The sequence below is a fragment of the Pseudomonas wayambapalatensis genome, assembly GCF_049942315.1.
In the GTDB taxonomy this organism is placed as follows: Bacteria; Pseudomonadota; Gammaproteobacteria; order Pseudomonadales; family Pseudomonadaceae; genus Aquipseudomonas; species Aquipseudomonas wayambapalatensis.
Window position 1 is genome coordinate 24,127 of sequence record NZ_JBNFMU010000220.1, and the last position, 10,663, is coordinate 34,789.

The following is a 10,663-nucleotide window of genomic DNA, read 5'->3' on the forward strand; positions in this document are numbered from 1 at the left end:
GAAGAGGCCACAGTCTAGGACGCGGCCATGAAAAAAGGGAGGCCTTGGCCTCCCTTTCTGTCGTTGCGCGATCTGTCAGTCGAACAGACCGAAGGTCAGGTAGCTGAACCAGGAACGATCCTCTTCGGCTTCCTTGGGGCCAGCCGGCAGGATCGGATCGCCGTTCTCGTCCTTGGGCAGCAGGTCGGCCGGCATTTCCGAGCGGGCGTCCTTGAACTGACGGACCACGTCCTGGTTGGCGCGGGTTTCACCCGGTGGCAGCGGGGTGTCGGTCTCGATCAGGCCCAGGGTAGCCTTGGACAGCCAGGAGCGACCGTCGGACTCGCTCTGCTTGGGTACGAACTGACCGTCGACCAGGCTCGGGTGGTTCGGGTAGTTGAGCTTGAGGGTTTCCAGGCTGGTGGCGGCCAGGTCGTCCAGGTGCATTTTCTGGTAGGCCTCGGTCATCACGGCCAGGCCGTCGGCAACCGATGGCGTTTCCTGGAAGTTCTCCACCACGTAGCGGCCACGGTTGGCGGCGGCAACGTAAGCCTCGCGGCTCAGGTAGTAGTCGGCGACGTGGATTTCGTAGGAGGCCAGCAGGTTGCGCAGGTAGATCATGCGCTGCTTGGCGTCCGGGGCGTAGCGGCTGTTGGGGAAGCGGCTGGTGAGCTGGGCGAACTCGTTGTACGAGTCGCGCGCCGCGCCCGGGTCACGCTTGGTCATGTCCAGCGGCAGGAAGCGCGCCAGCAGGCCGCGGTCCTGGTCGAACGAGGTCAGGCCTTTCAGATAATAGGCGTAGTCGACGTTCGGGTGCTGCGGGTGCAGGCGGATGAAGCGTTCGGCAGCAGACTTGGCGGCCTCCGGCTCGGTGTTCTTGTAGTTGGCGTAGATCAGCTCGAGCTGGGCCTGGTCGGCGTAGCGGCCGAACGGGTAGCGCGATTCCAGGGCCTTGAGCTTGTTCACGGCACTGGTGTAGCTGTGGTTGTCCAGGTCGGCCTGCGCCTGCTGGTACAACTCGGCTTCGCTGAGGTTCTCGTCAATGACTTCCTTGTTCGAGGAACAGGCAGCAGTGAGCCCGAGGATGGCGATCAGCAGCAGGTGTTTCACTTGCATGGCGGCTTGCGTCCTTTGACGGCCGCTGTCTTGGGCGGTGCCGTCCTGTTATGATGAGCGCCCCCGGCCAACCCCGGGGCAAAAGAAGCCGTATTTAACCACAAGCACGCAGCTGAAACCAAAGGCTGTAAGCCCATCGATTCGAGCATGTCCGAGATCATTCAACTTAGTGCAGAGGTCCCGTCCGAGCTGGGCGGCCAACGCCTCGACCAGGTCGCCGCCCAATTGTTCGACGAGTACTCGCGTTCGCGCCTGACTTCGTGGATCAAGGAAGGCCGCTTGACCGTCGATGGTGCGGTGCTGCGCCCGCGCGATACCGTCCACACCGGCTCCGTTCTCGCCCTGGAGGCCGAACAGGAGGCCCAGGGTGAATGGGAGGCAGAGGAGATCGATCTGGACATCGTCTATGAAGACGATCAGATCCTGGTGATCAACAAGCCTGCCGGGCTGGTGGTCCACCCGGCTGTCGGGCATGCCAGCGGGACCCTGCTCAACGCCTTGCTGCACCATGTGCCGGACATCATCAACGTGCCGCGCGCCGGCATCGTCCACCGCCTGGACAAGGACACCACCGGTCTGATGGTGGTCGCCAAGACGCTGCAGGCGCAGACCAACCTCGTCGACCAACTGCAGAAGCGCTCGGTCAGCCGCATCTATGAATGCATCGTGGTTGGCGTGGTGACGGCCGGTGGCAAGATCGACGCACCGATCGGTCGCCACGGCGGCATGCGTCAGCGCATGGCGGTCACCGATGGCGGCAAGCCGGCGGTCAGCCACTATCGCGTGCTCAAGCGCTTCCGCTCGCACACCCATGTGCGGGTCAAGCTGGAGACCGGGCGTACCCACCAGATTCGTGTGCACATGGCCCATGTCGGTTTCCCGCTGGTGGGTGACCAGACCTACGGCGGTCGCTTCCGCATCCCGCCGGCGGCCAGCGTGGCCATGGTCGAGGCGGTCAAGCATTTCCCGCGTCAGGCCCTGCACGCGCGCTTCCTGGCGCTGGACCATCCGACGACCGGTGAGCGCATGGAGTGGAAATCGCCCTTGCCGGACGACTTCATGTGGCTGCTGTCGCTGCTCGACCAGGACCGCGAGAGCTTCATCGGATGAGCGAGCTGACGCAATCGCTGATCTTCCCCGACTGGCCGGCCCCGGCCTCGGTTCGCGCTTGCGTCACCACGCGTGAGGGTGGCGTCAGCCTGCCGCCCTACGACACCTTCAACCTGGGTGACCACGTGGGCGACGACCCGGCGGCGGTTGCCGAGAATCGCCGCCGCCTGGGCGATGAATTCGCTATCCAGCCGGCCTGGCTCAAGCAAGTGCATGGCCTGGTCGTGGCAGGCGCCGATCCGGCCGTGGTGGCCGAAGCGGATGCCAGCTGGACCGACCAGCCTGGTATCGCCTGTACCGTGATGACCGCCGATTGCCTGCCCGCGCTGTTCTGCGATCGTGCCGGCACGCGTGTGGCGGCCGCCCATGCGGGCTGGCGCGGGCTGGCCGGTGGCGTGCTGGAAGCCACCCTTGATCGTCTGGCGCTGGCACCTGAACAGGTTCTGGTGTGGCTGGGCCCTGCCATCGGCCCGCAAGCGTTCGAGGTGGGCCTGGAAGTGCGCGATGCTTTCACCGCCGTGCATCCGGAGGCTGCCAGTGCCTTCGTCGCGGGCGAGCGCCCCGACAAGCTGATCGCCGACATCTATGCCCTGGCGCGTATCCGTCTGGCCGCGCGCGGCGTGACGGCCGTGTATGGCGGCGGTTTCTGCACGGTCAGCGATCCGCGTTTCTTCTCCTATCGACGCACCCCACAGGGCGGGCGTTTCGCCTCGCTGGTCTGGCTCGAACCTCGCTGAGCCTTTGCGCCCTTGCCGGGGCGGTCTGTGCTATGCCGTGCAATAGATCTCACTGATGTCCATCAGTGTTGTTGCTTTTTGTCGTAGTCTTTTCCCTCTCAAGCGTTTCGATTTTCTTCAAATGCGCCGCAATAGCCGTTAGTCTCGCAACAATCCGTACCGCCGTGATCTTCCAACCAGAACGAGTCGGCCATGACAGATTTGTCCCGTACGCATGGAGTCGCCAGCCAGGCCCTGGGTCTGCTGGACGGGCGTTTCTTCCGGCCACCGCTGCCGGACGGGCATGTGCTGCGCGCGCGCTTGTGCCAGCGTCTCGAAGCGGGTCTGGATGGGCGGCTGCTGCTGGTCAACGCACCGGCGGGGTTCGGCAAGAGTTCGCTGGCCATCGAGTTCTGCCAGCAACTGCCCAGCCACTGGCGCAGCCTCTGGTTGGGCCTGAGCCAGCGCGATGCCGACCCCGGTCGTTTCCTCGAGCGTCTGCTCGAAGGCTTGCAGCAGTTCTGCCCGGCGTTGGGTGGTCAGGCCATGGGCTTGCTGAAGATGCGCCAGCGCCATCAGCCGTTCGCCTTCGAAGAATGGCTCGACAGCCTGCTCGACGAGCTGGCGCTCTACCTGAATAGCGATACGCCGCTGCTGCTGGTGCTGGATGACTACCATCTTGCCCAGGGGCCGGTTCTCGATCGCTGCCTGCAGTTCTTTCTCAACCATTTGCCGCCGGGTCTGGCATTGCTGGTCACCAGCCGTCAGCGCCCCGACTGGCATCTGGCGCGGCTACGCCTGTCGCGCCAGTTGGCCGAACTCAACGAACAAGACTTGCGCCTGACCTCCGACGAAGCCCTCGCCGTGATTGGCCGCCAGCCCACCGGCCTGCGTGGTCAGGCGCTGGACAACCTGATCCAGCGCAGCGACGGCTGGGTCGCCGGGCTGCGTTTCTGGCAACTGGCGACCAGCGAGTCTGGCGAGGACCATGCCTTGCCCCAGGCGCTGCACGGTGGTGAAGGGTTGATCCGCGATTACCTGCTCGAAGAGGTCATCGAGATCCTGCCGGTAGAAGTCCAGGCCTTCCTCTATGAAACCGCCTGCCAGGAGCGCTTCTGCATCGAACTGTGCGACGCCCTGCGCGAGCGCGAGGACAGCGCGGCCATCCTGCGTTACCTGCAGGCTCACCAGGTGTTCCTGGTGCCGCTGGATGAGCACGGTCGCTGGTTCCGGTATCACCACCTGTTCTCCGACCTGCTGCGCAGTCGCCAGGCCAGCGAGCCTTCGGCGGCGCTGCATCTGCGTGCCTGTCGCTGGTTCGAGCGCCAGGGGCTGCTCGACGAAGCGGTGGAGCAAGCCTTGCGTGCGGGTTCTCTGGATGTCGCCGCCGATCTGGTGCAGAGCCTTTCCGAAGAGCAACTGCTGGCCGAACAGAACGTCGGCATGCTGTTGCGCTGGAAGATGGACCTGCCTGACAGCCTGCTGATCAGTACGCCACGCTTGATCGTGCTGTACAGCTGGGCACTGGGCCTGGCCTGCCAGTTGGATGCTGCCGAAGAACTGGCGGCCTATCTCAGCCGTTTCCTCCCAGCGCCCTCGGCGACCGCCCAGAAATCCATGCTCGCCCAGTGGCTGGCGCTCAGCGGCGTGATCGCGCGCGGCCGCGGCGATCGCGAGCGCACCCTGGCCTACTGCGAGGAGGCCCTGCAGAGCCTGCCCTGCAAGCGCTATGGCCAGCGTCTGGTGTGCCTGTCGACGCTGTCCAACCTGGCCATTGCCGACGGTGACTTCTGGCGGGCGCGGGGCTGGAACCGTGAGGCGCTGGAGTTGGCCCAGCGTGTTGGCAATCCATTGTTCGAGGCCCTGGCCCATTACGATCGCGCCAGGGTATTGCACGCCCGCGGCGAGGTGTTGCGCGCCCTGGACGAGGTGCGTCAGGGGTTGCAGCGTCTGCAGGGGTTGTCGGGGCAGCGCCTGTACGCCGTGCGCGCCCGCTTGATTCTCTACGAAGGCTACCTGTATGCCTCGCGCCTGCAACCAGGCCAGGGGCGGGCGCGGTTGCGCGCCGGGCTGAGCGAAGCGCGGGCGTGTCGTGATATCAGCGTACTGATCGGCCACTGCGTGATCGCCTCGCTGGAGGGGCGCGACGGTCGCTTCGCCGAGGCTTTTGCGGAGCTCGCCGAGGCCGAGCGGCTGATGCACATCTGGGACGTGCCGCCGATCTTCTACCTGGCCATGATCACGCTGGTGAAGTGCGAACTCTGGCTGGCCCAGGGCCGCACCGACCTTGCCGAGTCCTGGCTGCTGCGCCTGGGGCAGACCTACGGCGGAGAGCAACCGGCCGCTGCACCGGAATTTCATCCATTGCTGCCACTGCATATCGAGCTGCAACAAGCGTTGCTGGAGCGCACCCTGGCACGACCGGAGCCCGCCGAGCAGCGCCTGCGGGCACTGGTGGCACAGGGGGAGGCCAGTGGTGGAATGATGCTGGCGGTCAGCGCGCTGTGTCAGTTGGTTGATCTGTTGCTGGCGCAGGGGCGCGAACAGGAAGCGGGCAAGTTGCTGGCCAAAGCACTCGAGGCTGCGCGTGGCGGGGCATTGCACGCTTTCCAGCGGCTGCTGGAGGAGCGCCCGATATGGTTGCGCGAGCAGCTCGCGGCAAGCCCTGCGTGCCCGGCACAGGCCGAACTGCTGGCACGCCTGCCACAAACCCAGCCTGTCAGCATGGCCAACAATGAGGCGCTCAGTGGCCGTGAGCTGGCGGTACTGGAACTGATCGCGCAAGGCTGCTCCAACCAGCAGATCAGCGAGCGCCTGTTCATCTCCCTGCATACCGTCAAGACCCACGCCAGCCATATCAACAGCAAGCTGGGCGTGGAGCGCCGCACGCAAGCAGTGGCACGGGCCAAGTCGCTGGGCCTGCTGGTCTAGAAAGCGCCTTGCAGTTAAAATGATGGCTAGTTGCCATTATCTCGTCATGCGCTGACTTCCCGGTCTCATCTTTCCCGCCGCCCGGCCGATACAGCATTCGCCGGGCCCAGTCGCCGCAGGCCTTTTTCCACTTCTTCTCAATACAGGTCGTGTTGATGCTGCAGTATGGGCAAAAAAGCTTTCTGATCGTCGACGACTTCACCGACTTTCGCACCTCGACGCGCTCCATGCTGCGCGAGTTGGGTGTGCGCGACGTGGATACCGCCGACAGCGGCGAGCAGGCCCTGCGCATGTGCGCGCAGAAGCGCTACGACTTCATCCTCCAGGACTTCCACCTGGGCGATGGCAAGAAGAATGGCCAGCAGGTGCTCGAGGACCTGCTGCTGGACAAGCTCATCAGCCATGAATGCGTGTTCATCATGGTCACGGCCGAAAGCAGCCAGTCGATTGTCCTCAGCGCCATCGAGCATGAACCGGATGCCTATCTGACCAAGCCGTTCAACCGCCTGGGCCTGGCGCAGCGCCTGGAAAAGCTGGTGCAGCGCAAGACCTTGCTCAAGCCGATTCTCCAGGCGCTGGACCGTGGGCGCCCGGCCGAGGTGCTGGCGGCCTGCGCCGAGCTGTGCAAGCAGGATCCGCGTTTCGCGCCGTTGTGCCTGCGCTACCGGGCCGATGCACTGCGCGACCTCAATCGCTTCGACGACCTGGAAAAGTTTCTCACCAACATTCTGGCCAGCCGCCCGCAGCCTTGGGTGTATGCGGCGCTGGGCAGCCTGATGCACAAGCGTGGCCAGTACGAACAGGCCCAGGGCGTCTATGAGCAGGCGCTCAAGGCCTTCCCGATCATGCCAGGGCTTTACGACGGGCTGGCTGAAGTGCTGGTGGCCAAGGGCGACAACAAGCGCGCCCAGCACATGCTCGAGGAAGCCGTGCGCCTGTCACCGCTGGCGGTACGGCGCCAGGCGGCGCTGGGCAAGCTGGCCCTGGACAACGAAGACTACGAAGGCGCATCCAAGGCCTACCGGCACGCCGTGAGCCAGGGGCAGAGCTCGCGCTACAAGAGCGCCGAGAGCAACCTGGGCCTGGTCCAGGCGCTGATGAACAAGAACGCCGGCAATGGCCTCGATGCGCGTACGCGGGTCGAGATCAATACCGTGCTCAGCGAAGTTGCCAAGGAACACACCGAAGACCAGGGCCTGCAAGTTCGCGCCCGCCTGATGAAGGCTGCCAGCCTGCAGCAGGCCGGCGATGCGGAAACCGCGGCCAAGCTCACCGAGCAGGCCATGCAGCGTCTGGAAAAGATGGATCAGTTCTTCTCGGTCGATGCCGCGCTGACCGTGGCCAAGCAGCTCAAGGACCTGGGGCAGGAGTCGGCCGGGACTTCGATTCTCAAGGGGTGCGTGGAAACCTACGGGGATGACCCGAAAGTCATGCAGAGCGTGGCCAAGGTCACCGACGATCCGACGGTGCTCGGAGCCGTCACCGAGGCTGTCGACCTCAACCGCCAAGGGGTGCGCAGCTATCAGGGCGGCCAGTTGAACGAGGCCCTGGAGATGTTTCGCAAGGCCCTGTCGCTGCAACCGAAGAACATCAGCATTGCCCTCAATACCGCCCAGGCGCTGCTGCGTATCGGCGGCGAAAGTCCGTCGGAGTCGCTTATGCAGGAATGTCGCAACTGCCTGAACAGCGTGGCTGGCATCCCCGCCAGCGACAGCCGTTTCGACCGCTACCGCAAGCTGCACGTGCGGGTGTTCGGCGCATGAGCCGGGATGAGCAGGGGCTGGATTTCTCGACGGTGATCGCCTCCACCGTGCACGACATGAAGAACTCGCTCTCGGCGCTGATCCAGGCCCACGATCAGTGGCTGGCGCGTTTGCCCGAACAGGCCCGCAGTGGCAGCGAACAAGGGGTGATGGAGCATGAGTTCCGCCACCTCAACGGGATGCTGGTGCAATTGCTGGGGTTGTACAAGCTGGGCATCAACCAGTTGCCGATCTGCCCCGACTACCACGAGCTCGAGGATTTCGTCGAAGCCCAGTTGGCGGTGCAGCAGGAAGTCATCCGCCACCGCGACGTGCTGGCGACCTGGCGCATCGACACCGAAAGCCCGCTGGGCTTCTTCGACCGCGAACTGGTCGCCTCGGTGGTCGCCAACGTACTGACCAACGCCATTCGCTACGCCGGGCACACGCTGCTGATCAGCGTCGAGGAGGAGGGCGAGCAGTTGGTGATCAGCGTCAACGATGATGGTCCCGGTTATCCACAGCGCATGCTCGAGCGTCAGCAGGACTACGTGCAGGGCATCGACCAGCAGAGCGGCAGCACCGGCCTTGGCCTGTACTTCGCCGCCAGGATCGCCGCCCTGCACGAGCGCAACGGCGTACGCGGGCGGATCGAAATCGCCAACGGTGGTGCGCTGGGTGGCGGGTTGTTCAGGTTGTATTTGCCTTGACTCTGGCTGTTTGAGTGTCACTTCCCACTGCGTTGTGGGATAGCTCCTGACCTCGGGTTCATGACTTCAGAAGCAGCGCTTCAGATGACAATGTAGACACGTTGTTTCTACAAGTTACTTGCAATCATCTGGAGGGTTTCTACTATGTATCTACCTTTGGAGATACTTATGGAAGTCAAGATTCAACAATGGGGCAACAGTGCTGCCATTCGCCTGCCATCGACCATTCTCAAGCAGATGCGCCTGAGCGTGGGCTCCGTCCTCAGCCTGGATACCGCCACCGGGTCGCTGGTTTTCAAGCCCGTCCGATCAAAACCCAAGTACAAGCTTGAGGATCTGATGGCCCAGTGCGATCTCGGTGCACCTGAGCCGGATGAGCTCGCGGCGTGGAACGCCATTCGTCCTGTCGGTCGTGAGGTATGAGGCGGGCGGGATTCGCCAGGGGCGATATTGTGCGAGTCGATCTTGAGCCTGTTGTCGGTCGCGAGCAGCAAGGTGCGATGCGCCCGGTGCTTGTACTGACGCCGGCTGCCTACAATACCGCGGGCCTGGCCGTGGTCGTCCCGATTACTCAAGGTGGGGATTTCACCCGGCATGCCGGGTTTGCAGTCACGCTCAGCGGGGCAGGTACGCGAACCCAGGGCGTGGTGTTGTGCAACCAGTTGCGTACGATGGATCTCGAGGCGTCTGGTGCCCGGCGTATCGAGTCTGTTCCCGACGCCGTCATCGATGATGCGCTGGCGCGCGTACAAACCTTATTCGAATGAGCGTGAAGTCGCTTGGAGCTGGACTCCCATGACCCCTATCCCTGTATCGCTGATCCGCGAAACCTTCCCCGTAGGCCCCCTGCAATGCAACTGCACGCTGATCGGCGACCCGGTCAGCAAGAAGGCCATCGTCGTCGACCCCGGTGGCGACGAGCAGAAGATTCTCGCGCGCCTGCAACAGCATGGCCTGACGCTGGTGAGCATCATCCATACCCACGCCCATTTCGATCATTTCCTGGCCTCCGGCAGGCTCAAGGAGCTGACCGGTGCGACCTTGCACCTGCACAAGGACGACCAGCCGCTGTGGGACAACCTGGAGATGCAGTGCCAGATGTTCGGTGTGCCCTACACGCCCGTCCCTTCCCCCGACCGCTGGCTCGCCGATGACGAGGCGCTGGCCTGCGGCTGTGGCGTGGCGCTGCACACACCCGGGCATACGCCGGGCTCGATGAGTTTCTGGTTTGCCGAACACAAGCTGCTGATTGCCGGCGACACTCTGTTCCGGCGTGGCGTGGGGCGCACCGATTTGTGGGGGGGCGATCAACGGGCTATCGTTCGTTCCATCAAGGAGCGGCTGTACCGCCTGGATGAAGAGGCGATCGTGGTGACCGGCCATGGTCCGGACACTCGCCTCGGCGAAGAGATGCGTGAAAACCCGTTCGTGCGGGCGTGAAGTTTCATGGAATTTTTCCGCGTCGCTGCAATCCAAGGCTGGCACTGATCCGTATACGATCCGTTGCACTTTCGAATTTCACCAGGAGCTTGTCCATGTTCACCATGCGTCGTCTGATTATCGTCGCTACCGCTGCTGCCCTGATGACCGGCTGTGCCGGCCAGAACCCGTACGACAACCAGGGCCAGGCGCAGGGCGGCTCCACAGGGATGAGCAAGACTGCCAAGTACGGTGGCCTGGGTGCACTGGCCGGTGCCATCGCCGGTGCGGCCATCGATCACAACAACCGTGGCAAGGGTGCGCTGATCGGCGCTGCTGCGGTAGGCGCCGCTGCCGCCGGTTATGGCTACTATGCCGACAAGCAGGAAGCCGAACTGCGCGCGCAGATGGCCAACACCGGTGTCGAAGTGCAGCGCCAGGGCGACCAGATCAAGCTGATCATGCCAGGTAACATCACCTTCGCTACTGATTCGGCGAACATCGCCCCAAGCTTCTACTCGCCGCTGAACAACCTCGCCAGCTCGTTCAAGCAGTTCAACCAGAACACCATCGAAGTGGTCGGCTTCACCGACAGCACCGGCAGCCGCCAGCACAACATGGACCTGTCGCAGCGTCGCGCGCAGGCCGTCAGCACCTACCTGACCTCGCAGGGCGTCGATGCGTCACGGGTGTCGGTTCGTGGCATGGGCCCGGACCAGCCGATCGCCAGCAACGCCGATGCCAATGGCCGGGCGCAGAACCGTCGCGTCGAGGTTAACCTGAAGCCGATCCCTGGCCAGCAGTATGACCAGCAGGGCACCGTTCAGCAGTATCCCTGACCTGTAACGCAGCCGCTTTGCGGCCCTTTCGCGGGACAAGTCGGTACGCTGGCTTGTCCCGCGATGCGTTTCAGCGCACGTGACTGGCCTGGATCGCCGTC

The 10,663-nt window shown here is 63.9% G+C and carries 10 protein-coding genes; 9 read left to right on the plus strand and 1 reads right to left on the minus strand.

Annotated elements, in window-relative coordinates:
- Positions 1–75: 75 nt before the first annotated feature.
- A complete protein-coding gene (locus tag ACPZMI_RS19970; RefSeq protein WP_186667600.1) occupies positions 76–1,095 on the minus strand; it encodes an outer membrane protein assembly factor BamD in 1,020 nt (339 codons plus the stop codon).
- A 147-nt stretch (positions 1,096–1,242) separates the two neighbouring features.
- Between ACPZMI_RS19970 and rluD the strand changes: the two genes are divergently transcribed.
- The 9 genes from rluD (at position 1,243) to ACPZMI_RS20015 (ending at position 10,562) form a co-directional block, all read left to right on the plus strand.
- On the plus strand, positions 1,243–2,205 hold the full coding sequence (gene rluD / locus ACPZMI_RS19975) for a 23S rRNA pseudouridine(1911/1915/1917) synthase RluD (RefSeq protein ID WP_186667601.1): 963 nt from the start codon (positions 1,243–1,245) through the stop codon (positions 2,203–2,205).
- On the plus strand, positions 2,202–2,942 hold the full coding sequence (pgeF, locus tag ACPZMI_RS19980; RefSeq protein WP_426352902.1) for a peptidoglycan editing factor PgeF: 741 nt from the start codon (positions 2,202–2,204) through the stop codon (positions 2,940–2,942). The genes rluD and pgeF overlap by 4 nt, the downstream gene beginning before the upstream one ends.
- Positions 2,943–3,134: 192 nt before the next feature.
- Positions 3,135–5,852, plus strand: coding sequence for a winged helix-turn-helix domain-containing protein (locus ACPZMI_RS19985; protein WP_426352903.1), 2,718 nt, complete (start codon positions 3,135–3,137; stop codon positions 5,850–5,852).
- Between the two features lie 155 nt (positions 5,853–6,007).
- Positions 6,008–7,615 (plus strand): tetratricopeptide repeat-containing response regulator, encoded by a 1,608-nt coding sequence (locus ACPZMI_RS19990; RefSeq protein ID WP_186721965.1) that lies wholly within the window; start codon positions 6,008–6,010, stop codon positions 7,613–7,615.
- The gene (locus tag ACPZMI_RS19995) at positions 7,612–8,304 is read left to right on the plus strand and encodes a sensor histidine kinase (RefSeq protein WP_426352904.1); all 693 of its coding nucleotides are present in this window, start codon (positions 7,612–7,614) and stop codon (positions 8,302–8,304) included. The genes ACPZMI_RS19990 and ACPZMI_RS19995 overlap by 4 nt, the downstream gene beginning before the upstream one ends.
- 168 nt (positions 8,305–8,472) lie before the next feature.
- The gene (locus tag ACPZMI_RS20000) at positions 8,473–8,727 is read left to right on the plus strand and encodes an AbrB/MazE/SpoVT family DNA-binding domain-containing protein (RefSeq protein ID WP_426352905.1); all 255 of its coding nucleotides are present in this window, start codon (positions 8,473–8,475) and stop codon (positions 8,725–8,727) included.
- Between the two features lie 29 nt (positions 8,728–8,756).
- On the plus strand, positions 8,757–9,071 hold the full coding sequence (locus tag ACPZMI_RS20005; RefSeq protein WP_426352906.1) for a type II toxin-antitoxin system ChpB family toxin: 315 nt from the start codon (positions 8,757–8,759) through the stop codon (positions 9,069–9,071).
- Between the two features lie 28 nt (positions 9,072–9,099).
- Positions 9,100–9,744 (plus strand): MBL fold metallo-hydrolase, encoded by a 645-nt coding sequence (locus ACPZMI_RS20010; RefSeq protein WP_288374181.1) that lies wholly within the window; start codon positions 9,100–9,102, stop codon positions 9,742–9,744.
- A gap of 95 nt (positions 9,745–9,839) precedes the next feature.
- On the plus strand, positions 9,840–10,562 hold the full coding sequence (locus tag ACPZMI_RS20015) for a YiaD family glycine zipper/OmpA-like lipoprotein (RefSeq protein ID WP_065863405.1): 723 nt from the start codon (positions 9,840–9,842) through the stop codon (positions 10,560–10,562).
- Positions 10,563–10,663: the final 101 nt, after the last annotated feature.

What these genes read in the sequence shown, in the direction of transcription:
- ACPZMI_RS19970 (WP_186667600.1), bottom strand. Translation starts at nt 1,095, where the DNA reads ATGCAAGTGAAACACCTGCTGCTGATCGCCATCCTCGGGCTCACTGCT.
- rluD (WP_186667601.1), top strand. Translation starts at nt 1,243, where the DNA reads ATGTCCGAGATCATTCAACTTAGTGCAGAGGTCCCGTCCGAGCTGGGC.
- pgeF (WP_426352902.1), top strand. Translation starts at nt 2,202, where the DNA reads ATGAGCGAGCTGACGCAATCGCTGATCTTCCCCGACTGGCCGGCCCCG.
- ACPZMI_RS19985 (WP_426352903.1), top strand. Translation starts at nt 3,135, where the DNA reads ATGACAGATTTGTCCCGTACGCATGGAGTCGCCAGCCAGGCCCTGGGT.
- ACPZMI_RS19990 (WP_186721965.1), top strand. Translation starts at nt 6,008, where the DNA reads ATGCTGCAGTATGGGCAAAAAAGCTTTCTGATCGTCGACGACTTCACC.
- ACPZMI_RS19995 (WP_426352904.1), top strand. Translation starts at nt 7,612, where the DNA reads ATGAGCCGGGATGAGCAGGGGCTGGATTTCTCGACGGTGATCGCCTCC.
- ACPZMI_RS20000 (WP_426352905.1), top strand. Translation starts at nt 8,473, where the DNA reads ATGGAAGTCAAGATTCAACAATGGGGCAACAGTGCTGCCATTCGCCTG.
- ACPZMI_RS20010 (WP_288374181.1), top strand. Translation starts at nt 9,100, where the DNA reads ATGACCCCTATCCCTGTATCGCTGATCCGCGAAACCTTCCCCGTAGGC.
- ACPZMI_RS20015 (WP_065863405.1), top strand. Translation starts at nt 9,840, where the DNA reads ATGTTCACCATGCGTCGTCTGATTATCGTCGCTACCGCTGCTGCCCTG.